Origin of the sequence: Iocasia fonsfrigidae, from assembly GCF_017751145.1 — a bacterium.
Lineage (GTDB): Bacteria > Bacillota > Halanaerobiia > Halanaerobiales > DTU029 > Iocasia > Iocasia fonsfrigidae.
The window spans coordinates 830,790-856,781 of record NZ_CP046640.1 but is presented as its reverse complement, the minus strand read 5'-3'; the positions used below and the strand labels follow the sequence as shown (position 1 = coordinate 856,781).

The following is a 25,992-nucleotide window of genomic DNA, read 5'->3' as shown; positions in this document are numbered from 1 at the left end:
AAATAATATTTTTTTAATAGTTAAAGTGTGTGTTCAAAAAGATATAAATAGGGGATTATATATCCCTGAACGAAGTTAAGGTGCTACCGTTGAGTGAAGGGATATATAATCCCAGGTGGTATAATTGATACTTTTCGAACAGACTCTTAAAGATATTCTAACATGTTTTAAAGTAAATTGAAAACATTTTTTCATTTATTTAAGACATCATTCTCTTTTTCATTTAATAATATAAATAATATGACTCTGGTTTACTTTATATAATTTAATCATTTTATTATATGATGAATGTTAACTTCTGGTAAATAATATTCTTTTACCCTTGACTTTGATAATAGTTATTGTTAACATAATAATAGAGGAGTTTTGCGAAAAATTACTTAGGTGAAAGCAGTTTTTATACACAAAAATAAACCGGTAAGATAATAAACTTGGAGAGGTGATATAAGATGAATAATAACCGGTTAATACTTGTATCTAATGGTGAACCCTATGCACATGAAAAAAAGAATGGTAAGATTAAGTGTATAAAACTGGCTGGCGGTTTAACAACTGGACTTGATCCCCTTATGCAGGAAGAAAAAGGGGTCTGGGTTGCCTGGGGACGTGGTCAGGCCGATTTTGAAGTAGTTGATGAAAACAGCAAAGTTATAGTACCTGATAAAGATGGCTATGAACTTAAACGAATAAAACTTAGTAAAAAAGATATTGCAGGTTTTTATCATGGTTTTTCCAATGAAATACTCTGGCCTATCTGCCACTCTTTTATTGAAAAGGCCAATTTTAAAAGGGAATACTGGGATGCATATGAACGAATTAATCAAAGATATGCTGAAGCAGCCCTTGAAGAAGCTAATGCTGACGACTATATCTGGATTCATGATTACCACCTTGCACTGGTTCCTGAACTAATACGACAAAAAAACAAAAAAACCCGGCTGGCTTTCTTCTGGCATATACCCTGGCCTGCCTGGGAATCATTTAGAACTATACCCTGGCGCAATATCTTGATTAGACAAATACTGGCAAGTGATTTTATTGCCTTCCATACCCAGTCATATGTTAAAAACTTCCTCAACTGTGCTCAAAAAATCGGTGCAGAAATAGATAGAAAAAAGAATACCATTAAATTTAACGGACATCAAACAAAGGTTACAGCTATCCCACTCGGTGTCGATTATCAGAGTTTTGCAGTAAAATCTAAGGACATGGATCAAAAAGTAAAAAAAATTAAAGAACTATATTCAGCTGAAAAACTTATTTTTGGTGTAGATAGACTTGATTATACAAAGGGCATCCTGGAAAGATTACAGGCAGTTGACCATCTCTTTGAAAAACACCCCGAATATATCAAGAAAGTCACCCTGGTACAGCGGGTATCCCCCAGTAGAACCGGTGTAGAAGAATACCAGGATATGAGGGAAGAAATAAACAGAACAATTGGTGATATAAACGGCCGCTATCAACGGGATGGTTGGACACCAATCAAATATTTTCATCAATTTATGGAACAGGATGATTTACTACCTTATTATAATGCCGCTGATGTAGCCCTGATAACACCACTAATAGATGGTATGAATCTGGTTGCTAAAGAATATGTAGCTGCCAGTAATAATGGAATGCTAATCTTATCTGAATTTGCCGGAGCAGCTGAGGCAATGAAGGATGCCTTACAGGTAAATCCCTATGATGTAGAAGGGGTTACAGAAACCATTCACCAGGCCTTAGAAATGCCTGAATGGGAAAAAACAGAAAGGATGCACCGTCTTAAAGAAAAGGTTAGGAAATATGACCTGAACTGGTGGAGAGATCTTTTTTTAAAGGAATGGAAGGGTGTCTATGAACAAAAAATTATCCATAAGTAAAAATAAAGTCTTTGAAGAAATTAGCACATATAACTCTATCCTACTCTTTCTTGACTATGATGGTACCCTGGCTCCTTTTGCAGACAATCCAGCTGAAGCCTATCCCCTCCCTGGAGTTATTGAACTTATTAAACACCTGAATGATACTGAAAAATACTCCATCAGCCTCATTACTGGCAGAAGGCTAAAAGACTTAAGAAAATTTATCAATCTTAAAGACATTTATTATGCTGGAACCCACGGCCTGGAGATAATCACTGCTGATGGAAATGAGCTTTCCCCCGGAAAGGATAGGGGGTTAAAAAATACTGACTTAAACAATATCAGGGATTTTTTTAAAAAAGAATACCTGATAGACCCTGATTATTCCCTTGAAGACAAAGGACTGGTCTTAACCCTACACCACCCTACTACAATAAATAAAGATAAAATAATTAAACACCTTGAAACAATAATAAGAAAACGGGAGTATGAAATACTGCCTGGACGTAAAATAATTGAAATACGCCCTCGTTTCTGGAATAAAGGTGATGCTGTAAAATTGCTAATCCAGGAAATTAAAGAGAAAAATAAAATAGATAGTTACTTACCTATCTATATTGGTGATGACAGCACAGATGAAGATGTCTTTAAGATACTCAATAATGGTATAGGCATCTATGTAGAAAATGAAAATAAAACTAATACCTCAGCAGACTATACTGTTAAAAACCCTACTGAGGTATTAGAATTTTTGCAGGAATTAAAAATACTTAATAAATAATATATTTTTACCTTAAATCATCTAAGCTCTGCTGTAGCTTTACCTTCTTCTCTTTAAACTCCTGGAGTTTCTCTCTTTCACGCTGGACAAGGTGTCCAGGGGCCTTATTCACAAAACCCTCATTAGCCAGCTTCCCTTCTGCCCGCTTAATCTCAGAGCCTACCTCTTCCAATTCTTTTTCTAGCCGGGCAATCTCTTTATCCAGGTCAACCATACCTTCCAGTGGTAAAATGATTTCTACCCCACTGACAATAGAGGTTGATGATTTATCTGGTTTTTCTTCTATATTAATTTCTATAGAGAGTTCCTTGAGACGGGCCAGATCCTTAATGTAATTATAACCCTCCTGTAAAATATCAAATTTTCCCTCTGGTGAATTAAGTATAGCCTTTATCCTTTTACCTGGATTAACCTTCATCTCATTCCTGATATTCCTGATAGACTTAATTACATCCATTATTAAAGCCATCTTATCCTCTATTTCATCACTAATAACACCCTGCTCAATCTCTGGCCAGGGAGCAATCATAATACTTTCTCCTGTACCAGGAAGCTGCTGCCAGATCTCTTCAGTTATAAACGGCATAACCGGGTGAAGCAGCCTTAAAATCTTTTCCAGTATTGTAACACCAATATATTGGGCTGTTTCTTTGGCCTGCAGGTCTTTGTCTTGATAGAGACGGGATTTAATCAATTCAATATACCAGTCACAGAACTCACTCCAGATAAAATCATAGAGTATCTTGCTTAGCTCTCCAAAATTATAATCATTTAAAGCCTTTTCGATATTAGAATTGACCTTATTCACCCTGCTTAATATCCATCTATCTGCCAGTGTTAACTTTAAATCATCAGGGTTGATGCCGTCAAAATCAACATCTTCAATATTCATCAAAATAAAACGGGCTGCATTCCATATTTTATTGGCAAAATTACGGCTTGCTTCCAGTCTTTCTTCCCTGAATCTCATATCATTTCCAGGGGTATTACCGGTAATGAGGGTAAACCTTAGTGCATCTGAGCCATATTCATCAATCACCTCAATCGGGTCTATCCCATTACCCAGTGATTTACTCATCTTACGCCCCTCGGCATCCCTGACAAGTCCGTGAATATATACATCTTTAAAGGGCACCTCATCCATAAATTCCAGGGCCATAAAGATCATTCTGGCTACCCAGAAGAAAATGATATCTCTACCAGTTACCAGTACATCAGTTGGATAATAATAGGCCAGTTCCTCTGTATCTACTGGCCAGCCCATAGTAGAAAAAGGCCACAGTCCTGAGCTAAACCAGGTATCAAGTACATCTTCCTCCTGGACAAGATTTTCACTGTTACAGGCAGTACACTTACTTACTACCTCTTCCTTACTAACTATTATTTCGCCACAGTCCTGACAATACCAGACAGGTATGCGGTGACCCCACCAGAGCTGGCGGGAAATACACCAGTCCTGAATATTCTCCATCCAGTTTAAATAAACCTTTTTAAATCTCTCAGGTACAAATCGTATTCTACCATCTTTAACTGCCTTAATAGCTGGTTCTGTCAGGGGTTTCATCTTAACAAACCACTGTTTAGAAACCAGGGGTTCAATAACAGTATCACAACGGTAACACTGGCCTACTGAATGTTCATAATCCTCTATTTTATCCAGCAGTCCCTCTGCTTTCAGCTCCGCAACTACCTGTTTACGGCATTCATAACGGTCAAGCCCGGCATATTTACCAGTCACTTCTGTCATGACCGCATTCTCATCAATTACCTTAATAAGCTCAAGCTCATGGCGTCGTCCCATCTCAAAGTCATTAGGATCATGAGCTGGTGTAACCTTGACCATTCCTGTTCCAAATTCTTGATCAACAAAATTATCAGCAATAATCGGTATCTCCCTATTCATCAAGGGTAGAACAACCATTTTACCGATTAAATCCTGATACCTTTCATCAGATGGATTTACCGCCACAGCTGTATCACCCAACATGGTCTCTGGTCGAGTTGTAGCAACTACAATATATTCATTACTATCTTTGAGGGGGTATCTAAGGTGCCAGATGTGACTGACATGGTCTTCATGTTCAACCTCAATATCAGATACAGTTGTCTGGCAGTCTGGACACCAGTTAACAATATAATCCCCCTGATAAATCAGACCCCTATCATATAACTCTACAAAAACCTCTCTGACAGCACGGGAACAACCCTCATCCATTGTAAAACGCTCACGTGACCAGTCACAGGAAGAACCAAGTTTCCTCAGCTGTTTAGTAATCCTATTACCATATTCCTCTTTCCACTCCCAGGCCTTTTCCAGAAAACCATCTCTGCCGAAGTCTTCTTTTTCCTGGCCATCCTCTCTTATTTGATCAACAACCTTTTTCTCAGTTGCTATACTGGCATGGTCTGTACCTGGCAGCCAGAGTGTATTATACCCCATCATTCTCTTCCATCTAATTAAAATATCTGGAAAGACATTATCCAGGGCATGTCCTAGATGAAGCTGCCCTGTTATATTAGGAGGGGGCATAACAATACTATATGAATCCCGCTCTGGCTTAAAACTGGCAGCAAAGTATCCCTTTTCAGCCCACTTATCATACCATTTTCCCTCCACAATATCAGGGTTATATGTTTTCGGTAGATCTGTCATAATATTGCCTCCTTATTTCTATTATCAACAAAATATTAGTTCCCATTTAAAAAATCCTCCCCCATCCATCTAAGGACGAAAGAGGACCTTTTCGCGGTACCACCTTAATTTTATTCTACCATAAAAACAGGTTAAATAACTCTTTAATTTATTATAACGGTATCAAAACCGACCAGACTTACTTCTTTTCAGCCGTGGCTACTCCAGGGCGACATTCATCCAGTCACTTCTAAAGGATTTTCCAGCCAATGAATCCTTCTCTCTTAAGAATAAACTGAATTACTCCTCCCCTTCATTGTATCCATATATACATTTTTTATAATAATATACAAAATTTCTTGATTTGTCAAGTCAAATTGCAAAATTTTATTTAAAAATTCCATTTACAGCAGATTTATAAAGCCTCTAACTAATTGGGCAGTAATACCCCAGATAATTTTCTCTTGATAGCGGTATAAAATAATATCATATCTCTTCCCACCCCATGGTTTATGGTATCTTTCCGGCAGACCCAAGTCTTTAGCCGGCAGATAGATCTCTTCTCTACCATTCTCATCCTTAAAAAATGGCTGGATCTCAAGTCTTACTTTATATTCTTCCGGAGAATTATCTCTAAAAAAAGATACTGGTGCTGTAAAGACCTCTTTAACCTCCTTTTTATTAATCATCAATTCAGCTGTATCTTTAATCTTTAATACAGCAAGAAAAGAATCTATACTAGCCCCCATAGGTGCCAGAAACGTCCCCAGCTCACCCTTAACAATTATTTTCTCTCTGGGTATTCCTAACTCCTCAACAGTTTCTCTCACAGCTGCCTCCTGGTAATTAGCATCATGATCAGGCTCATATTTACCACCAGGAAAACATATCTCATTCCCCTGACGAATATTTCCTGCCCGAACCTCAAAAAGAAAATGATATTCCCCAGCAATCTCAAGTAATGGAATTAAAACAGCAGAGTTAAAAAAAATTTCCTCTTTTCCTATTATTCCTGGATATTCAGGTAATTTAGCTACCACCTTTTGCAAATCACATCTATTCATTAAATAACCCTCTTTTTCTACTCACTACAAATTATTATATCATATATTATTTTATCTAACTATATAAGTTTCATTTAATTTATTCACACTAATGCTTAGTGTAAGCCAATTATATTAATGGAGCGACTAGTCTAAGCTTTCTTTTAACTTACGCAATGATAGCTTAGATACTAGCTCATCGAGAGCGTCGTATATTTTTCACGTAGGCAGGACGTCGTAACGCAACCTTAATGTTCTTGTACGGTTTGTTTAGATACGGAGTGCCTGTGGCGCACGACAAGCGGAATTAATATAATTGGCTGGAACAGAAAAGTGCTATATTTAAGTCCTACTTATATAGCTATAAAAAAGAGACGCCAATAAAACAACGCCTCTTGCTCAACAGCTTATAATTTGAAAAATGATTAAGAAATTAATAGATCCTCTTCTTTGACACTCTTCCCTATAGACCTGACAATCAGGTATAGGGCTATAACCCCAAGGGGTAATAAGAAGTACCATGATACCCCAAAACCAGCCGGCAGGAAACCTATTAATAAAGCTACAGCCCCAACAATCAAAACATACGGCAGTTGGGTACTTACATGATCTATATGGTCTACAGCAGAAGCAGTAGATGACATAATCGTAGTATCAGAAATAGGAGAACAGTGATCACCCATAACAGCAGCAGTTAGTACAGCTGCAATAGTAGGAAGTAGTGGTACACCAATAGAAAAACCCAGCGGAATAGCCAGAGGCATTACAATTGCTACAGTACCCCATGAGCTCCCAATAGTAAAAGCAATAAAACCTGATATTATGTATAGTAACACAGGTACCAGAAAAGGTGGAATACTACCTGCTAAAACACTAACCAGGTAATTTGCCGTCCCCAGGTCTTCTGTAATTCCACCAATAGACCAGGCCAGTAGTAAGATCATACAGGCTATTAACATAGATTTAGCACCATCAATAATCGATTCCATAATTTCAGAGATAGATAAAATTCTTTTAATCAAAGCCAGTAATCCCCCTACAAGAATACCAGCAAAAGATGACCAGAGTAATACTATACTGGCATCAGCATCTCCAAAAGCCTGCCAGATTGTCTTATCAGGACTTGTTCCACCACCATTATACCAGAGGCCGTAAATAGTCACTAAAATTACAGCAAATATCGGTAGAAAAGAATCAAATATATTAAAACTCCTACCTTCAGGTTTTCCAATAGCCTCTAATTCTTTGGAAACCATGGGTGTAGAATTTTCACGAATCACTCTACCAGTTAATCTTGCCCTTTTTTCAGCCTTATACATTGGCCCAAAATCCCTGGCAGTATAGATCAATATCAAGGCAAAGACCAGGGCAAAAATGCTGTAGAACCTATATGGTATAGTTTGTACAAAAGTAGTATAAGCACTTTGTTCCACACCAATAGCATTAAGTCCATCCCTGATTACACCAACCTCAAATGCTATCCAGGTCGAAATAGGAACAATACTTGAAACAGCAGCTGCTGTCAGGTCTACGATAAAAGAAAGTTTTTCCCGGGATATCTTCATCTTGTCAGTAATAGGGCGCATCGTATTACCTACAATCAAGGTATTAGCATAATCATCAAAGAAAATGAATATCCCCATTAACCAGGTAGCAAATTGTGTATTTTTAACTGAATGTGCTTTTCTAGCCACATATTCACCAATCGCCCAAACACCACCTGCCTTATTAATTACACCTATCATAGCCCCCATAGCCAGTAGAAAAACTATAATCCCAGCATTCCATGAATCAGATAATGAACCCAGCATATACTTATCAAGTGTTTCCATAAAACCAACAAGCGGATTATAATCAGCCATAAGCATAGCACCTGCAAAAACACCTATAAAAAGCGATAAAATAACCTCTTTAGTACGCCAGGCCAGTACTATTGCCAGCAACGGTGGAACCAATGATAGTATTCCATAATTATCCATTACACTTCCTCCTTCATTAAGTCTTCTTTTACCACAAAATCTTAAGCAAAAAACAATCCAGCACTTTCTGCTGGATAACTCTCTTTACCAGTAGAAACCACCTCCCAATTTAAATGAGGATAGTACTCCATTATGAAATAATATTCCAATCTCACAATGACAGTCCTGCACATATTCTGTACAGAACCAGCCCTATTCATTGAACCCTTAAAATAGGACTTCGGCAGAACTGCCTTTCATTATAGGCAAAAGGTTCACTGGCCCTATAACTACTGATCACTTCCGCGCCTCTACCCCATCTAATAAGATGAGGCAATCTCACATTATATGACAGGGGGACGGTTCGTTTGTCACGCCATTTAGTCTTTACCCCTGTTCTCTTTTTATTTTTAAACTATTTATGTAGTTCTTTAGTCCTTTATATTCTCCTGCAAAATTAAAGTTTTTTTGCGGTAACTATGTGACAGAAAAATACCTTTACATTATTTATATGATTCTTCAATTTTAAATATTCTCCTGCTTAATTGTGATTTTTTAAATCTTACTTTGATAATAAAAAGTGGCTTCGCGCTACCCATACTCAATCACTAATTATTAATTTTTTCTTAGAACCACTTTTCATTCAAAGTTAACTACTTATCATAAACCAGACCAATATATTTACTGGACGACTCTAGAAATTGGCTGGAGGCATGGACGCCGAAAGACAATTTCTCGACAGTAAACGAAGGCAGGACGCCATAGTGCACGACAAGGGAAACAAATATATTTGTCGGTCTTCAAAGTTATCCATAATCTCAAAAATCACATAATTTCCTTAACATTGGACAAAGCGGCTTCGCCATCCCGACTTAATTAAAAATAATTATATATGGTATAATTACTATGTTTTTACAAATAATAAATGAGGAATCAAAGAAAACTATGAATCGGAGGAAATATAATGTTAAATAAAACAGAAACATTAAGTAGACTGAAATACTGGCTGATTGCCATCAGGCCATTTGGCTTTGCAACTACTACAGTTTCAACCAGTGTCGGGGCTGCCCTGGCTTTTTATCACGGAATATTTGACCTTAAGCTACATTTGATAAGTATGATACCACTAATGCTTATACATACCGGAACAAACCTAATTAATGATTATTTTGATTATATAATAGGCCTGGATCATGGAGATTCCTTAAGTTCCAGTGGGTTAAATAGAGTCAAAGGCAAAATTAAACCTGAAGAATTTTACAAAGTAGGTCTATGGTGCTTTTTTTTAAGTATTCCTTTTGGAATTTACCTTTCATTACTCAGGGGTTGGGTTATATTTTTGGTAGGTACTATTGGGGCTTTTGCTGGCTTTTTTTACACTGCCAGGCCTATCAACTATAAATACTATGGTCTTGGCGGCCCATCTATTTTTTTATGGATGGGAGTAATAATGGTCTGGGGAATATACCTTATTCAGACTGGTATACAGGCATGGTATCCAGTCTGGGTTGGTATACCTGTCAGTTTCTTGATAACTGCTATGCAGCACTCCAACGAATTAAGGGACTATGAAAATGATAAGAAAAAAGGTATCAAAACTGCCCCGGTAGTTATGGGCTTTAAATTTGCAAGATATTATTATTATTTTTTGATTATCTCTGCCTACCTATCGTTAACAATCCTGATCTATAAAAATCTTCTGCCCGCATGGTCTTTGTTGGTTTTAATAACTCTACCCCTGGCAGTTAATAGAATCAAGACTATCTATTACGCCCAAAATCAAAATGATCTGCTGGGAATAGACTATAAAATGGCCAGTCTAAATATTGAATTTGGAGGAAGCCTAGCAGCAACCCTAGTAATTAGCAGGTTTTTTTGAAACAAAGTATCAATTTTATATCTTTTGCCTTGAGGTTCGGCCAGACTTCTCTTAGGCAGAAATATTAGAAAGAGATTTATTTTCCTTAATTATTTTTATATAACTACTGAGAAGTCTTTTAAAGACATCATCCCAGTTTTGTTTTAAAGCATGTTTTCTAGCATTGCTTGCTAATTTTTTTCGCAGTTTATTATCACGAATAATCCTCTCTAATTTCTCAGTAAACTCAGTCAGATCATTATTATAACAAGCAATACCATTATATCCATCTATCAAATTTTCTTTAATTCCCCCTGCCATTATTGCTACTACTGGCAGGCCTGAAGACATTGCTTCTATTATAACATTACCATATGTCTCTGTAACAGAGGGAAAAGCAAAGACATCAGTAGAGGCATAGACCTTTGATAGTTCCTCCCCGGTTTGATAACCAGTAAAAATTATATTAGTAGAAGCAGTATTTTTTAACTCCCTAGCTTGCGGACCATCACCAGTTACTATTAAAGCAATCCTGTCCTGATATTTTTTATTAAGCCTTTCAAAACTGTCAAATAATAATGATATGTTCTTCTCTTTGGCCAGACGCCCGACATATAAAAATACAATTTTCCCTTCAAGATCATGCTGTTTTCTGAAGTTTAAATCACGATAAGAAGGTGCAAAAAACTCTGCCTTTATCCCCCGACCCCAAATATCCAGATTTTTAAAACCTCTTTGCTTTAACTGTTCCAATGTATCTCTTGATGGACAGTAGTTACAGAGAGCCTGATTATGAAACCATTTTAAATACTTCCAGGCTGCCTCTTCTAAAAACTTGATCTTATAATATTCAAGATACTGATCAAAATTAGTATGATAAGAAGCCACCAAGGGAATTTCATTATGTTTAGCATAATATAACCCACTTAGTCCAATATTAAAAGGGGTAACCAGGTGTATTAAGTCTGCCTGGAACTCAGCTAATATTTTTTTGAATTTAAAATAGTTTGGAAGAGAGAATTTTAATTCCGGGTAGAGAAAAAAATCAAAGCTATTTATCCGGACTACTTTATCCTCATATTCATTTTCACTAACACTACCTACATTAGGCGCCAAGACTATAAATTCAATACCATAATTATCAAAATACTCCAGCAAAAGGTCAAGATTTTTGGTTACCCCGTTAATCTGTGGGGAAAATGTATCTGTAAATATAGCAATCCTCATTTATACATCCCTCCAGTTGAAATATATTTAAAAATTATATAAAGACATAATAATGTATAAGAAAAGAAAATATAAAAGCTATCATAATTCCAACAAGCACATCAGATGGATAGTGGACTCCCAGGTATACCCTTGAAATAGCAACCAATAGGGCTAGTAAGATTACAATTGGAAAAAGAAATGATAGATAAAAGGAGAGTGTTAAAGCAATACTAAAACTGGCTGTTGTATGACCGGAAGGAAAGGAATACGATTCAAATGGCTCTACCAATATTTCTATATTACCAAGTTCTACATAAGGTCTCTGCCGGTTTATTAGCCTTTTTATAATATGAACTAATAAATGGCTACTTGCTAATACCAGTAGTAATTCCCAACCTAGATAGGGATGAAAAGATGGTTTTATTAAAATAAAAAATATAGTAAAAAAAATTGTAAAAGGAGCACCTCCAAGGTTGGTTATAAGTAACATAAGTCTATTTACTAAATTGTTTTTCAACCTTCTATTCAGGTAGTTAAAAACCTGAACATCCTTAATTAATAATTTATCTGCTATACTATTCAATTAAATCCCCTCCCATTTATGAATTATCTTAATTATATCACTTAAATGTTTCGGGAATTTATCAATTATGTAAAAAATAGATTAAATTTTGTTAATATTTATAAAAGAAATTTATTAACACAACATATTAATAATTAGAACGACGATTTTTTATATAGTTACTACCAGCCTTATTTTTGACATGTTTTTTAAGTTCAGCTGCAATATCACTTATCTGTAAATGGTTATCTATTCTCTGTTTTTCATTACTTATAATAGCTATAGAAATAGAGGTTAATGGCATTTGATAAAAATGACCCATCCTATCATTTCCTTCCATATAACCATTTCTTATATCCTCTTCACTGAAAAACCTCAGGACATTTTTATCAAATTGCTCAATAATATACTCGCTTATTTTGATATCCTTTAATGGTTCTGTAACAATTAAAAAATCATCACCACCAATATGCCCTATAAAATCATTGCTACCACCAAACTTTTTGATAGCATCTCTTAGTAGCTCAGCAGTAAATATAATTATATTGTCTCCCTTTTTATACCCATAATTGTCATTAAAAACCTTAAAATTATCAAGATCTAGATATAAAACAGAGAAAATATCCTTATTTTTAATTCTATGAGTAATATCCTCCTCAATAAGCCTATTACCTGGTAAATTTGTTAATGGGTTTAGATCCCTGGCTTCGGCAACTTTTAATTGGGAAACATGAATTAATAACTCCTTGATAGACACAGTCCCATAATAAATTTCCTCTTTGGTAATAATAATATAGTCATAGAGATTAGCCTTTTTTCTACTCATAGCCAGTTGAGATACTCGAAGAATAGGTGTATTATAATCCAGTATTAACGGGTTTTTATTCATTATTTTACTAATATATTTATCCATATACAGTGAATATCCAAATTGACTGCCCAGACGGTAAAAAATATTATCACGCATCACCAGACCAATGGGTTTTCCATGTTCTACAATTACTACCCTTCCCAATTGATTATCCATTTTAAACAAGGAAACAACTTCCTTTGTTTTTTTATCAGAGGATACAGACCCATTACTATAGCTCTTTGCTATTTTACCAATAATAGCTTTATGGATATCCATATAAATCTCCCCTACAAGCAGACTCTCAAAAACAGCCATTTCTTAGATTATAACAGTTTTTTTGAAGTAAAGTAAATAATAAATAACGAAATTAACCAGTTGTTAACACAAAATTAACAAAAGTAATCACAATAAAAAAGTTTCGTTCATCACTCCGGCTTTTAAATAGTGTGACAAACGAAACATCCCTCTGTCATATATTTATTACTTTTTGGCAGAAACAGCTATCAAGACCTTTATTTAAATGAGTACTGGCCAGCTTTCTGATTTTGTTATTATTCTCTATGATCAAACTGTGGGTAATAACCTGGCTCCCGTTATACATAACACCATCTAGCAATTCACCTGTGGTAATACCTGTAGCAGCAAATACAAGGTTACTGCCACCGGCCAGGTCATCTGTCATCAAGACCCTGCTTAAATCATTAATACCCATTTTCTTAGCCTGCTGTCTTTCATAGTCATGGACCGGATACAACTGGGCCTGCATTTCACCACCCAAACATTTAACTGCTGTAGCAGTCAAGACCCCTTCCGGGGCACCACCGATACCCATTAAGAGGTTGATTCCAGTACCATCCAGGGCAGCAGCAATCCCACCGGCAACATCTCCATCAGGTATCAACTTTATACGGGCACCTGTTTCCCTAATTTCCCTGATAAGCTCCTGGTGGCGGGGTCTATTTAAAACAACTACAGTAATATCACTTACCGCCTTGCCACAGGCAGCAGCTGTATTCTTTATATTTTGCGTAGGGGAGGACTGTAGGTCAATTTTTCCCTTTCCCTTTTTTCCCACAACTATTTTTTTCATATACATATCAGGGGCTTTAAGGAGTCTCCCCTCCTCAGCCAATGCTATAACTGATAAGGCATTGGGATAACCATTGGCCACCAGACTAGTTCCCTCTACTGGATCAACAGCAATATCCAGTTTAGGGCTTAAGCCACAACCAATTTGCTCACCGATATACAGCATAGGGGCCTTATCCTTTTCCCCTTCACCAATAACAACCTCTGCAGTGATATCAATCGAGTTTAAAGCCTTTCTCATTGCATCTACAGCCGCCTGGTCTGCCTGTTCCTTTTCTCCTTTACCCCTCCAGGGGGCCACAGCCAGAGCCGCTGCTTCTGTTACTCTAACCAGTTCAAAACATAATCCCCTTTTCAATGATCATCTCTCCCTCTACTTATTATTATGTACTAAGTATCTTAATGTTGTGTACTATTATACTATTTTTTAACTTTATTTGCAACACTTTAGAGTAATAATAGTTTATTAGTGTATACTATATTCTATTATATGAACTGTTCAAGGTAATATTCATTAATTATACTACACTTTTAAGTAGAGGCTTTGAATTTTTAAACAAAATTGTATAGCTACTCTGTTCTTAATATTTCCACAGCAATCTCTTCAACAGATTTATAACTCACATCAATAATCTTTGAAGCCACTTCATCCATTACCTGATTAGCATAGGCTATCTCTTCTTTGATACGGGGTAATTTGACATAGTCTATTTCAGAACTGAAGTCCATTAATTCTACCCGGTAGGATCGAATTTTCTGCAGTACACGCGGATCAATTGATAAACCAATTATTTTCTCAGTTGGAATTTCATATAATTCAGCAGGAACAATAACCTCTGGAGAGAGGGAGATAGTAGCAACCCTGTATTGCTGATGTGCTAAATACATACTTAAGGGGGTTTTAGAGGTTCGGGAAACACCAATAATAATAAAATCTGCCTCTGTTAATTTATTCAAATCCCTTCCATCATCACACCTGACACTAAAATCAATACATTCGATTCTTTGAAATACTTCATGGTCGATCTGATAACTCAAGCCAATCTCCAGCTGTGGTTGGCGGTCAATAATTTCAGAAAACTGGTTAAGATATGGTCCAATTATATCAATAGCCAGCAGATTGTATTCAGCTGCCCTATCCTCAAGATACTGACATAATTCCGGTAGGACAAGTGTATAGACTAAAATAGGGTTTTCTTCTTCCCTGGCCTGTTCAATAATCCCTGACAATTTTTCAAGACTACATACATTATTGAATTTTTTAATACTGGCTGCAGCTAAATCAAACTGAATCATAACCGATTTTACGACAGTATTAACTGTTTTACCTGTAAAATCAGAGATAGTATAAATAGTAATATTATCAGTACTCTCTGTCATTTATATCCCTCCTATATCTTTAAACCGAAATCTACAAAAACCCGGGCTATATTGGTTTTAGTCACCCTACCAATAACTTTGTATAGCTGCTGACCACTCTCAGCAGAGCCTTCCTCAATTTTTACGACAGGCAGGCTGTCAATCTTATATTTAACAATTAATTTGGCCGCTTCCAGGATAGTATCTTCGTCCTTCACAGTAATAATATTCGGCATCCTGGTCATTATAACACTGACTGGCATTTTTTTTATGTCCCCTTCACCGATAGTTATCTTCAGGAGGTCTTTACGGGAGACTACCCCGATCAGACTTTCCTGCTGGTCGATGATAAACAGAGAGCCTATATCCTTTAAAAATAATGTAACTATTGTATCATAAACAGAGGCCTCCTCTTTGACCACAACTGCTGCTGATTTAATCTCCTTAATCTTCTGACCATATAGTTCATCAAAATCCCTCAAATAAGAATTATCCCTGGAATAGAAATAACCAACCCGTGGTTTGGCTTCCAGGATATTGGCCATGGTCAGCACAGACAGGTCTGAACGCAGGGCACCACGGCTTAAGTTAAGCTGTTTAGCAATCTCCTTACTGGTTATTGGGTCATTATCTTTAACAATCTCAATAATCCTCTGCTGTCTCTCGGTAAGATTAATTGTCATCCCCCCCTTATTACTATTGATATAATCATTAGTAATAATATTATACCACACAATGAATCCACTTAAATCCTAGTTAATCATAATTCTTAGGGAAATAATACTTTTAAACTTGTATAAGTCACTAAATACTTATAGCTAATAATTCTATAAAAATTCAATAATCCCCTGCCTTAAAATAAAAAAACCAGCAGTATTATTCTTTTGACTATCTTAAATAGTAAAAAGAAACACTGCTGGTATCAGTAGTATAACACTTTTAGTGAGAACTTATACATTTTTATTTTAAAAAAAGATGTTTACCTGGTTATCTTCTGATTTAAATAAATATGACAAACGAACCGTCCCCTTGTCATGCTCTGGATAAAAAAAGCCCCGGAGAATAATTCTCCAGGACTTTATTGCATCTCTTAAGGTGTTTTAGAAGCTAACTGATAATTGAGATTTGAAGGAATTACCTTCAACATCATAACTTTCAGCAACATCGTCTAAATCACCATTAATTAATTGTACTTCATTCAACCAGCTGATATTATCAGATAACTGATGATCAATATTGAAAACTAGATAAGTATATTTTAAGTCTTTAAACTTCTCCTCAACACCATTAAAATCAACTCTATAATCCTCAGCTGATTTGTATACTAAATCTGCACCAATGGTAGTTACATCAGACATAGCATAATCTGTACCTAATTTCAATACTGTTACATCACTATCATCGACGTATTCATCATGCTGTGTGAATTCAATAGATGCACTATTAGTGAATTTACCAGTAGTATTTTCTAGGCCAACACCAAAGACATTCTTATCTTCTTTATCATCATCATAATCAGAATCAACTAAGGTGTAATCGGCACTCAGAGTATTGTTAGCATTTAAGACAAAATCTGCACCTAGATTGAATTTGTCGTAATTATTATCTTCTTCCAGGTCAGATAAGACAGTATCAACACAGTTGAAGTCTTCACCAACACTTTCTACTAAACCGCGCAGTGTTACTACATCAGTCAGGAGATAGCTGGCATTTACATTAAAGAGTGTATCATCTTCATCAGCTTCATTACCATCAGCATCATAACCGTTATTTTGATTGAAGACAACTTCACCACCCAAGGTCAGAGCATCAGTAACCTTACCTTCAGCTGCTATAGCAAAATCAGTTACTGTATTATCATCATCACCAGTATCTTCAAGGCTTGCATGGTACAATTTTCCAGTTAATTTAGCATTATCCCATTCATTTGTAACAGTTACACCATAATAATCGCCTTCAAGGTCTTCTCCATCATTTTCATCTTCACCTACTGCAAATACTTTAAAATCAAGATCAGCAAGTGGGGCATTTATTTCAATACCTTCCATGTCTTCATCATCAATAAAGTAAGGGTCAATATCATAATCCTCAAAATCCCCTGCTTTAAAGGCATAGGCATCTTTAGAAATGGTTAATAAACCTGTATCCATCTTAAAGTCACTCTCATTTGTAGCTTGACCGAGTTTATAACCAGCAAATGCTGTATCAGTTTCACTAAATAGATTACTAATAGTATCTACAGCTAAATTAAAACTAATATCATCAACATTAGCCCCAATATTTAAATCAATTTCCTGATAGAAGGCCTTAGCTGCTGGCATATCATCTGAGTCAATAACACCTGTCAGGTCATCATCATCATCTTGTTCATCTAAGGCATCATCGTCGGCCCATACTATGGCAGTCGCAAAGGCATCAACGTCTTTATCTCCATAGTCAGCGGTTTCGAAGATGTTGTTTACAGTACCAGTGATACTAACATTATCCCTAGGTTGTGCTTCTAGAGCAGCTACCCTGGAGTCTAATTCGTCAACATCTACTGCTAAAGCATCAACAGCAGCACCAATTTCTTTCAGTTCTGGCCTGAATTCAAAAGTCAGGGCCTGAACTATACTGCGAACCTCGTTAGCCTGTTCGTCACTTAATTCTTCACCAGTATTCTTAGCAACAATAGCCTTAACGATTTCGTTAACCTGCTGTGCTTGCCCAACACTCAGACTATCAGCATCAGCAATTCCATCAGCTAAAGCAGCCTGTTCTGCCTCAATCTGGTCAAGAACACGGGCAACAACAACAGCGATTTCATAACGGCTCAGGTTATTCTGGCCTTTAAAAGTCCCATCTGGATAACCGGATAAAATACCGGAAGCAACAAGTTTGTTAACTGCTTCATATGCCCAGTGACTTGAAGGCACATCTGCGAAAGAAGCTGCAAAGGCAGAAGCAGTTAAAGCAAGTACTAAAAATGTAGCAATAACAAATTTCTTCATGTAAATCCCCTTTCATTTTTCGGTTTGATTTTTGATATATTGCCTGATTCATCTTTAACTTTAAATCGACAAAAAAGAATTAAGTGTCCTAGTTTCCTTAAACCTCATATTGTCCTTAAAGTAGATAGACAAATCAGTCTATAATATCTTCTTCCATTTGCCTTTAAACTAATTTTCTCCATCCCCCCTTAATTAATATTAGCAAATGTTCAAGATAAGTATAGCTCTACTTATAAAAGTATTATATGCTATAAAGACTTTTAAAAACCAGGAGAAGGCGGTGCCCCCCGCAAATTTATTCGTCTTACAAGTAATTTTATTTAACCAAAATCAAGGGTAGAAAGATTAAATAACAGCACCTGTAAGGAGATAACTCCTCCTGGCAAAGTTTAATTGACTTATTAAATAATAATATGTATGTAATAAAATATGTAGTATTTAATTATTGGATTGTCTCATATTAATATAAATAATTTGTCGTATTATGCGATAATGATTTATTTCCATTATTGTACTATTAATATAACATAAGTTTTTTTCTCTGTCAAGCTATTCATCCTTGATTTTATAAAAGTTTGTTATTCAAATTAATTTTGTGATATAATAATACTACTAAATCAAGGGCAGAAAGGAATTTTAAACAATGAGCATTAGAGAGAGAGCTAAAAAATTAGACAAAATTTTATTCGATTTATTCAAATGTCAATGGCAGCAACAACATCTATTCTCAGAGGTTTCCAACTTGAATATCAAGGAATTATTCACTATTCAAATCCTGGGAATAAAAAATGATAGTGCAACTATGTCTGAACTGGCTGATGTCTTTTCCATTCCAGCAACAACCATGACCAGTATAGTGGACAGGCTGGTTAACAAAGAATACCTGACACGATTTCGCTCCAAAAAAGACAGACGAATAGTAAAAGTTAGTTTATCCCCTAAGGGAAGAGAAATCTATGAACAGCAATACAATCTATTACTCGAATCTAAAATGACCGTCCTGAAAATACTTTCAAAAGAAGAACAGCAGGATTTAATATCTTTAATGGAAAAAGTTTTAATTAATTTTAAAAATCAGCTAAAATAAACAGAATTAACATAATATTCCCCAAATTATATATATTGTTAGAATATGAAAACCAAGCCCAGTATAGCTTAAATCCCTTTCATATTTAATATTTAAGTGTCTTATTTAAAAATGCTTCTGAATCATTAATGATTCAGAAGCATTTTTGATTTCAGTTATTTAAATGTTTTCTGCCGACTCTGAACTATTCCTTCCCTTAACTTTGGTCATAACTATATTTGCAAGGTCTGTCATTAGTGAATAAAATATCGGAACTATAAATAGGGTTAAGAGGGTTGCAAAACTAAGTCCACTCACAATAACGATCCCCATCGGCTGGGAAAATTCCGCACCATCACCAATTCCTAAGGCAAGTGGCAGCATCCCCAGTATTGTCGTCAGGGCTGTCATCATGATCGGTCTAATTCTGGTAACCCCTGCTTCAATAATAGCCTCAATTTTCGTTTGTCCACTAGCTCTTAGTGTATTGATATAATCAACTAGTACAATCCCATTATTAACTACAATTCCAACCAGGGTAATTACCCCAATTAAAGAAGCTACTGACAGGATACTCTTACTGATATAAAGTCCAAATAAAACACCTATTAGGGCCAGTGGAATGGTAAACATAATCACAAAGGGGTGAATCAAGGATTCAAACTGGGAGGCCATAACCATATAGACCAATAGTATAGCAAGGATCATAGCCATTCCTAATGACCCAAATGATTCCTGCATATCCTCATATTCACCTTCAAAACTAAATTCATAGCCATCAGGCAGAGTAATATTATTATTTAACCTCTCTCTAATCTCTTCCATGACAGAGCCTAAATCTGTATTATAGAGATCAGCTGTTATTTCTGCATATCTCTGTTCATCACTACGTAATATTTCATTTGGACCTTGGGCAGTATTCAGTTTAGCAAAGCGCTGCAGTGGGACCTGGGTTCCATTGCTAGTAATAATATTCAAATTAGCAAGTTTAGTAATAGAATCTATGTCACTTTCAGCTAGCTTAACCCTGATATCATATTCATCTCCAGCAACTTCATATTCTGTTGTTACATCACCATCAACAGCTGTTCTAAGTGTATTGGCTACCTGACTGGCATTAAGATTAAATTGACTGGCCAGGGAACGGTCTATTGCTATTTGTAGTTCAGGTCTCCCTTCCTGAAAACTATCCTCTATTTCCCTTAAACCCTCAATCTTCTCCATTTCTGCTGCTGCCAGAGTACTATATTCCCTAAGTACATCTAAATCATCACCCTTTAACTTAATACTAACAGGTTTTCCAGAACTCATACCACTTTGAACACTGAAAATTAATTTTACATCAGGGATTTCCAACTTACCCCTCAATTCTTCTATAACCTCCTGGGTAGAACACTCTCTTTGGTCAGAATCTACTAAGCTAACATTTATTGAGCCTGTATGACTACTGCCGGAAGTACTCATCATATCTTCAGCACCAACATTGGTAAAAATATTATCTACCTCTGGAATTTCTTTTAAAACAGACTCAACTTTTTTAGCTACCTTATCTGACTCAGAGAGTGTTGTTCCCACAGGTAAATCATAGTTAATGGTGAAAGAACCACGGTCAGATGAGGGCATAAATTCAAACCCAATCAGGGGAACCAAAGCCAAACTAGCTACCAAAGCAACAATTAAAATTGCTACAATAACCCACCTATGTTTTAAAGCAGAACTTAATAAGCTGCGGTAAATTTTGCCAACCCGACTATCCTGTTGCTGCCCAGCCAGCTCTTTTGCCTTTACCTTTAAGATTTTAGAAGAAAGCATAGGTATCCAGGTTAAAGCCACTAAGAGAGAAGCTGTTAAAGAAAAACCAACTGTAAAAGCCAGGTCTCTAAATAATCTCGCCGCCAGTCCTTCTGTAAATAAAATTGGCAAAAAAACCGCTAAAGTAGTAAGGGTTGAAGCCACAATAGCCATCCCCACCTCTGTACTCCCCTTGTGGGCTGCTTCCATTTTACTTTTACCTAAACTGCGATAGCGATAAATATTTTCCAGAACAACAATGGCATTATCAACTAGCATCCCTACCCCCAGAGCTAGACCACCAAGGGAAATAACATTTAGATTCAAATTGGCAAAATACATCATCACAAAAGTACCAATAACAGAAATCGGAATCGCAGTTGAAATAACAATCGTACTACGGATATTACGTAAGAAAAGCAGCAGAATTATGACAGCCAGCAGACCACCAATCACCGCATTTTGAGCAACATTATTAATTGATTTCTGAATAAACTCAGCTTGGTCCATTGACAAGGCAATATTTAATTGACCATCATATTCCTGCTCGATCTCTTCCATTTCCTCACGAATAGTGTTACATACTTCAACTGTATTGGCATCAGTCTGTTTCTGGATAAGCAAACCCATGCTCCTGGCCTGATTGGTCCGGGCAATAGTCTCAACATCTTCAAAACCATCTTTTACTTGACCCAGGTCAGATAATTTTACCAGCCCACCATTAGCAACCGGAATATTGATCTTTCTAATATCATCCAGGGTTTTAAATTTACCCATTGTTCTAAGCAGTAAATTCTTATTGCCTCTGACAATTTCACCAGCCGAAACATTAACATTTTCCCGAGCTAAAATACCATTAACAGTATCAAAATCTACTCCATAATGATTTAAACGATCCCTCTTCAGAGAAATAATTATTTCTCGGTCCCGTCCACCACGCAAATTGACCTGGGCTACACCAGGTAATCTCTCTAAACGGGGTTGAATGACATCTTCTATTTCCTGTTTTAAATCGGCCAGTTCCATTTCTTGACTACCAACACCATAGAGCATAATCGGGAACATAGAAGGGTCAAATTTGAAAATAAGTGATTCATCGGCATCATCAGGCAGAACAGAACTGCTAATTAAATCAATCTGTTCTCTCAAATCCTGAACAGCAAAATCCATATCTCTACCCCACTCAAATTCAACCATCACAGATGACTGCCCCATAGCAGAAGTAGAATCAATCGATTTGACTCCTTCCACCGTCGAAATAGAACTTTCAATAGGTTCCGTAATTAGATTTTCTATTTCTTCTGAACCAACACCGGTATAACTGGTCATAATTACTGCTCCGGGAAATACTATATCTGGGAAAAGATCAATATTCAATCTGGAAAGAGAGACAAACCCAAAGATAATCACCAAAAGAATCAACATTGTAGTTGTCACACTGCGTCGAATTGAGAAATCTGATAGCTTCATCTATTGATCACCTTAACCTCTACTCCAGAATCAATTCTATTTTGACCTTTAATTATCACCTGGTCCCCGACATCTACTCCAGAGCTAACTTCTACTTCATCACTATTAGTAATCCCTATTTCTATTTTCTGTTTAACAGCTTTATTATCCTTAAGAAGATAGAGATAGGGATGGGCCGAATCTAAATCCAGAACCGCTTCAATCGGTACTATAACTGCATTCTGGGCTGAACCTTTAATGAGTGCTACATCAGCAAACATACCCGCCTTTATCTTTAAAGCCGGATTAGCCAATTTAACTTTGACCAGGTAATTTTTGGTCTGGGGATCAGCAGCAGGACTAATATTACTAATCTCTCCACTTAAACTATCATTCATGGTCTCAACATCTACCTTGACCTGCTCCCCTTTGACTAGTCTGGCTACTGTTGAAGCTGTAACATCTAGTTGAACATAGACATGATTCAGGTTGACCACATTTACCACTGACTGACCTGCTGAAACTAATTCTCCCTCTTCAATATTCACAGCAGAAATAACCCCACTAATAGGACTGGTAATTGTAGTGTCTGCCAGATTTAATTTGACCTGCTCTAAATTAGCTTCGGCCTGTCTAACCTGGGCCAGGGCAGCCCTCAACTGTTCTTCCCTGGCTCCCCTCTTAACCTCAGCCAGATTGGCTTTGGCTGAGTCAAGTCCAGCCTCAGCATTTTTTACCTGACTGCGGGCATTTTCCAGCTGCTGCTTCAATTGGGTTGGATTATCATAGGTATCTTTAGTCAACTGATAACTCCTCTTGGCTGCCTGATAGCTTATTTCAGCCTGTTCAACAGTGATTTTAGCAGTATTTAAAGCTGACTCAGCATTTTTATACTGGCTTTCTGCTGCATCATAGTCTTTTTCGGTTACTACACTTTCAGAAAATAGATACTCCATTCTTTCATAATCTTTTTTAGCCTGGTTAAAATTAACCTGAGCCTGGTTAAGGCTTTGCCTGGCACTTGCTAACTGCTGTTCAGCATTTGCCATCTGACTTTCAGCAGAAGTCAACTGTTGTTCAAGTGAGGTTTTATCATTATATAACTCTTCTACTAACTTTAAATTAGTTTTTGCATTTTCAAGGGTACTTTTGGCCTGCTGATAAGAGGCTTCTGCTCTATCCAGTTCTTCCTGAGTAGCACCATTTTTAAGCTGATCATAATTAGCCCTTGCACTCTCCAGGGCAGCCTCGGCCTGTTTCTGCTGAACCAGGAGTTTTTCCTGGTTCAGCACAATCAATACCTCTCCTTTTGCCACTTGATCACCAATTTCTACTTTGACCTGCTTGGCAACCCCACCTATCTCCGCAGGGACATTAACATTTTTATCTGCTTTTACTGTTCCAGTAACTGTTTCTATAATTTTAATATTACCCTGTTCAACTTCAGTAACTTCAACTGAAGCAGCAGCCATCACAGCAACTGTAGTAAAAACTAACATTAAAACTAAGAGTGTAATTGTATGTAATTGCTTCTGCATTTATATCACTTCCTTAAAATATTCACTTAATTGACCAGTCCTATAGAGTGTTCTAAATAGTTCTATCTCATAACTATATTCTGCCTGCAGCAGGGATATCTGAGCCTGTCTGTAGTTTGCCTGGGCATCAGTAACACCTGTATTAGTACCTACACCAGCTATATAGCTTTTATTGGCCAAGGCCAGATTTTCAGAGGCATTTTCCAGTGATAACTTCTCTAATTCCATCATTTCATGGGCCTGTTCTACAGATAACACAGAATCCTTAATATCAATTCTAATTGATTCAATTAGTTCCTTCTGGGAATTTTGATTTTTTTCTAAAGCCAAGTCTTCTTTTTCCCCTTCAATACCAGCTTTACCAGCATCATATAAAGGAATACTACCTCCTAAAGTCACTGACCAACCATCATCTCCTAAAAATTCATCATCTTCCCACTCATAAGAACCTTTAAGACTGATCTGGGGACGATAAGGATTAGCATTAAGCTCTTTCCTTGTCTCTATTAATTTCTTATTTAACTCCATAGCAAGTAGTTCACTCCTGTTTTCTAAAGCAGTTGAAAACAACTTATTTTCCTGCAGCTCTCCTGCTGGAACATTTTCTGGTTGAGTAAGATTATATTCTTTTCTCTCTGCCAGCAGTTGGACCATTCTTTTATGGGCAATCGTCAGGTCATTTTCCGCTGCCGTTAACTCCTCTTCAGCTTTATGTTTTTCAATCTTGGTCTGCAGGAGGTCCTGTTTAATAACCAGACCTGCCTTTAAATTTTTCTGAACCAGATTTAAATGGTCATTTATTATATCCAGGGCTTCTTTTCTGATATCTACCATTCCTTCTGCCTGTAAAACACCATAATAGGCCTGAATAACATTAAAGATAGTTTCTTCTTCCTGTTGTTCATAATTGGCCTTAGTAATCTCTAAAGCATAGGTAGCTATTTTCTTATTTAAACTCACTTTTCCTCCCAACCAGATTGGTTGAGTTAAAGTCAATGAAGTACTATAATTTTCATCAGGTGTTTCCATAATTAAAGATGAATCGTCTCCAGCAATTATAGCTTTAGGATTTATTGTGCTTTGCCCTTCATCCAACTTTGTAAAGGAAGTCTTTAAATCAACTGTTGGATAATATGACCTAATTGTCAAATCTATATCCTTTTCTGCACTACTAATCTCATAGCGGGCATTTTCCAGTTGCCTATTTTGCAGAACTGCCTTTTTAACTGCCTTTTCTAGACTCAAGTCTTCAGCAGCAAAAACAGGTAGTGCAGATAGCATTATTAGTACTAATAATGTCACCACTATTATTTTTTGCTTCATTTTAATTCTCCTTTCGTAGATATACCATTCATAATAAACCCAAAAATAAAGTTAGCTTGTTCTTCCTTATCTCTTAACTCGTCAATTAGCCAACTTCCATGAGGGTTAAAGATAACAGCCAGTACAGCAATTGCTAGTTGATGTGGATCTCCGTCTTGAATTGCTTTTTCTTTAATACCCTGTTTAACTATACCTGCCAAAACCTCTATTATTTCTTCTCGTTTTTCCAAGAGCTTCTCTTTAGATTTTTGACTTATAAATTGGGCATTCTTACTCAAAATACTTTTTATTCTATATTTTTTTTCTGGTGCCTCAACAATCAACTTTATTAGCTCATATAGTTTCTCAACAGCAGATATATCACTTTTTTGAGCAGTTGTTTTAAAAACTTTAATAAAATAATCAGCTGCTTTTACCAGCAGTTCTCTAAATAGTTCCTCCTTACTTGCAAAATGCCAGTAAAGTGTACCCTTGCTGACACCTGCCTTTTCTGCAATCATTGCCATTGAAGTAGTATAATAATTATAGACAGAAAACATGTAAACTGCTGCCTTTAAAATCCTTCCTTTGGTGCTTTCAGCCACTAACTCCCCCTCCCGACTAAGCAGTCAGTCTATTTAAAGTATAGATAAATCCTTTAA

The 25,992-nt window shown here is 36.4% G+C and carries 18 protein-coding genes, 1 riboswitch and 1 other annotated feature; of the genes, 4 read left to right on the top strand and 14 right to left on the bottom strand.

Features of this window, described 5'->3' with window-relative positions:
- Positions 1-449: 449 nt before the first annotated feature.
- Entirely contained in the window at positions 450-1,868 is a 1,419-nt protein-coding gene (locus GM661_RS04180) for an alpha,alpha-trehalose-phosphate synthase (UDP-forming) (protein WP_230868877.1), read from the top strand.
- Positions 1,843-2,631 (top strand): trehalose-phosphatase, encoded by a 789-nt coding sequence (otsB, locus tag GM661_RS04175; RefSeq protein ID WP_230868876.1) that lies wholly within the window; start codon positions 1,843-1,845, stop codon positions 2,629-2,631. The genes GM661_RS04180 and otsB overlap by 26 nt, the downstream gene beginning before the upstream one ends.
- Positions 2,632-2,638: 7 nt before the next feature.
- On the opposite strand, the gene GM661_RS04170 is transcribed toward otsB, so the two are convergent.
- The 3 genes from GM661_RS04170 to GM661_RS04160 all read right to left on the bottom strand — a co-directional run bounded on the left by GM661_RS04170 (position 2,639) and on the right by GM661_RS04160 (position 8,285).
- On the bottom strand, positions 2,639-5,284 hold the full coding sequence (locus GM661_RS04170; protein WP_230868875.1) for a valine--tRNA ligase: 2,646 nt from the start codon (positions 5,282-5,284) through the stop codon (positions 2,639-2,641).
- Between the two features lie 68 nt (positions 5,285-5,352).
- Positions 5,353-5,589, bottom strand: a binding site (T-box leader).
- A gap of 78 nt (positions 5,590-5,667) precedes the next feature.
- Entirely contained in the window at positions 5,668-6,327 is a 660-nt protein-coding gene (locus tag GM661_RS04165; protein ID WP_230868874.1) for an NUDIX hydrolase, read from the bottom strand.
- 404 nt (positions 6,328-6,731) lie between these two features.
- Entirely contained in the window at positions 6,732-8,285 is a 1,554-nt protein-coding gene (locus GM661_RS04160; RefSeq protein ID WP_230868873.1) for a Na+/H+ antiporter NhaC family protein, read from the bottom strand.
- A gap of 112 nt (positions 8,286-8,397) precedes the next feature.
- A riboswitch (Lysine riboswitch) is annotated at positions 8,398-8,586 on the bottom strand.
- 642 nt (positions 8,587-9,228) lie between these two features.
- On the opposite strand from GM661_RS04160, the gene GM661_RS04150 reads away from it, so the two are divergent.
- The gene (locus tag GM661_RS04150; protein WP_230868871.1) at positions 9,229-10,143 is read left to right on the top strand and encodes a prenyltransferase; all 915 of its coding nucleotides are present in this window, start codon (positions 9,229-9,231) and stop codon (positions 10,141-10,143) included.
- A gap of 51 nt (positions 10,144-10,194) precedes the next feature.
- On the opposite strand, the gene GM661_RS04145 is transcribed toward GM661_RS04150, so the two are convergent.
- The 7 genes from GM661_RS04145 to GM661_RS04115 all read right to left on the bottom strand — a co-directional run bounded on the left by GM661_RS04145 (position 10,195) and on the right by GM661_RS04115 (position 18,184).
- Positions 10,195-11,349, bottom strand: coding sequence for a glycosyltransferase family 4 protein (locus tag GM661_RS04145; RefSeq protein ID WP_230868870.1), 1,155 nt, complete (start codon positions 11,347-11,349; stop codon positions 10,195-10,197).
- 34 nt (positions 11,350-11,383) lie between these two features.
- Positions 11,384-11,914, bottom strand: coding sequence for a phosphatase PAP2 family protein (locus tag GM661_RS04140; protein ID WP_230868869.1), 531 nt, complete (start codon positions 11,912-11,914; stop codon positions 11,384-11,386).
- A 127-nt stretch (positions 11,915-12,041) separates the two neighbouring features.
- Positions 12,042-13,022, bottom strand: coding sequence for a GGDEF domain-containing protein (locus GM661_RS04135; RefSeq protein WP_230868868.1), 981 nt, complete (start codon positions 13,020-13,022; stop codon positions 12,042-12,044).
- A gap of 193 nt (positions 13,023-13,215) precedes the next feature.
- A complete protein-coding gene (gene glpX / locus GM661_RS04130; RefSeq protein WP_230868867.1) occupies positions 13,216-14,193 on the bottom strand; it encodes a class II fructose-bisphosphatase in 978 nt (325 codons plus the stop codon).
- Positions 14,194-14,405: 212 nt separating this feature from the next.
- Positions 14,406-15,215 carry a pyruvate, water dikinase regulatory protein gene (locus GM661_RS04125; RefSeq protein ID WP_230868866.1) on the bottom strand — a complete coding sequence of 270 codons (810 nt, stop codon included), beginning with the start codon at positions 15,213-15,215 and terminating at the stop codon, positions 14,406-14,408.
- 11 nt (positions 15,216-15,226) lie between these two features.
- A complete protein-coding gene (locus tag GM661_RS04120) occupies positions 15,227-15,877 on the bottom strand; it encodes a helix-turn-helix transcriptional regulator (RefSeq protein ID WP_230868865.1) in 651 nt (216 codons plus the stop codon).
- A gap of 417 nt (positions 15,878-16,294) precedes the next feature.
- Positions 16,295-18,184, bottom strand: a complete 1,890-nt coding sequence (locus GM661_RS04115) for an S-layer homology domain-containing protein (RefSeq protein ID WP_230868864.1) — start codon at positions 18,182-18,184, stop codon at positions 16,295-16,297.
- A gap of 742 nt (positions 18,185-18,926) precedes the next feature.
- Here GM661_RS04115 and GM661_RS04110 point away from each other — a divergent pair.
- The gene (locus GM661_RS04110; RefSeq protein ID WP_230868863.1) at positions 18,927-19,271 is read left to right on the top strand and encodes a MarR family winged helix-turn-helix transcriptional regulator; all 345 of its coding nucleotides are present in this window, start codon (positions 18,927-18,929) and stop codon (positions 19,269-19,271) included.
- 159 nt (positions 19,272-19,430) lie between these two features.
- Here GM661_RS04110 and GM661_RS04105 read toward each other — a convergent pair whose 3' ends face one another.
- The 4 genes from GM661_RS04105 to GM661_RS04090 are packed head-to-tail and all read right to left on the bottom strand — an operon-like array spanning position 19,431 to position 25,935.
- Positions 19,431-22,511, bottom strand: coding sequence for an efflux RND transporter permease subunit (locus GM661_RS04105; protein ID WP_230868862.1), 3,081 nt, complete (start codon positions 22,509-22,511; stop codon positions 19,431-19,433).
- The gene (locus GM661_RS04100) at positions 22,508-24,028 is read right to left on the bottom strand and encodes an efflux RND transporter periplasmic adaptor subunit (protein ID WP_230868861.1); all 1,521 of its coding nucleotides are present in this window, start codon (positions 24,026-24,028) and stop codon (positions 22,508-22,510) included. The genes GM661_RS04105 and GM661_RS04100 overlap by 4 nt, the downstream gene beginning before the upstream one ends.
- Entirely contained in the window at positions 24,029-25,351 is a 1,323-nt protein-coding gene (locus tag GM661_RS04095) for a TolC family protein (RefSeq protein WP_230868860.1), read from the bottom strand.
- Positions 25,348-25,935, bottom strand: a complete 588-nt coding sequence (locus GM661_RS04090; protein ID WP_230868859.1) for a TetR/AcrR family transcriptional regulator — start codon at positions 25,933-25,935, stop codon at positions 25,348-25,350. The genes GM661_RS04095 and GM661_RS04090 overlap by 4 nt, the downstream gene beginning before the upstream one ends.
- Positions 25,936-25,992: the final 57 nt, after the last annotated feature.

What these genes read in the sequence shown, in the direction of transcription:
- GM661_RS04180 (WP_230868877.1), top strand. Translation starts at nt 450, where the DNA reads ATGAATAATAACCGGTTAATACTTGTATCTAATGGTGAACCCTATGCA.
- otsB (WP_230868876.1), top strand. Translation starts at nt 1,843, where the DNA reads ATGAACAAAAAATTATCCATAAGTAAAAATAAAGTCTTTGAAGAAATT.
- GM661_RS04170 (WP_230868875.1), bottom strand. Translation starts at nt 5,284, where the DNA reads ATGACAGATCTACCGAAAACATATAACCCTGATATTGTGGAGGGAAAA.
- GM661_RS04165 (WP_230868874.1), bottom strand. Translation starts at nt 6,327, where the DNA reads ATGAATAGATGTGATTTGCAAAAGGTGGTAGCTAAATTACCTGAATAT.
- GM661_RS04160 (WP_230868873.1), bottom strand. Translation starts at nt 8,285, where the DNA reads ATGGATAATTATGGAATACTATCATTGGTTCCACCGTTGCTGGCAATA.
- GM661_RS04150 (WP_230868871.1), top strand. Translation starts at nt 9,229, where the DNA reads ATGTTAAATAAAACAGAAACATTAAGTAGACTGAAATACTGGCTGATT.
- GM661_RS04145 (WP_230868870.1), bottom strand. Translation starts at nt 11,349, where the DNA reads ATGAGGATTGCTATATTTACAGATACATTTTCCCCACAGATTAACGGG.
- GM661_RS04135 (WP_230868868.1), bottom strand. Translation starts at nt 13,022, where the DNA reads ATGGATATCCATAAAGCTATTATTGGTAAAATAGCAAAGAGCTATAGT.
- GM661_RS04125 (WP_230868866.1), bottom strand. Translation starts at nt 15,215, where the DNA reads ATGACAGAGAGTACTGATAATATTACTATTTATACTATCTCTGATTTT.
- GM661_RS04120 (WP_230868865.1), bottom strand. Translation starts at nt 15,877, where the DNA reads ATGACAATTAATCTTACCGAGAGACAGCAGAGGATTATTGAGATTGTT.
- GM661_RS04115 (WP_230868864.1), bottom strand. Translation starts at nt 18,184, where the DNA reads ATGAAGAAATTTGTTATTGCTACATTTTTAGTACTTGCTTTAACTGCT.
- GM661_RS04105 (WP_230868862.1), bottom strand. Translation starts at nt 22,511, where the DNA reads ATGAAGCTATCAGATTTCTCAATTCGACGCAGTGTGACAACTACAATG.
- GM661_RS04100 (WP_230868861.1), bottom strand. Translation starts at nt 24,028, where the DNA reads ATGCAGAAGCAATTACATACAATTACACTCTTAGTTTTAATGTTAGTT.
- GM661_RS04095 (WP_230868860.1), bottom strand. Translation starts at nt 25,351, where the DNA reads ATGAAGCAAAAAATAATAGTGGTGACATTATTAGTACTAATAATGCTA.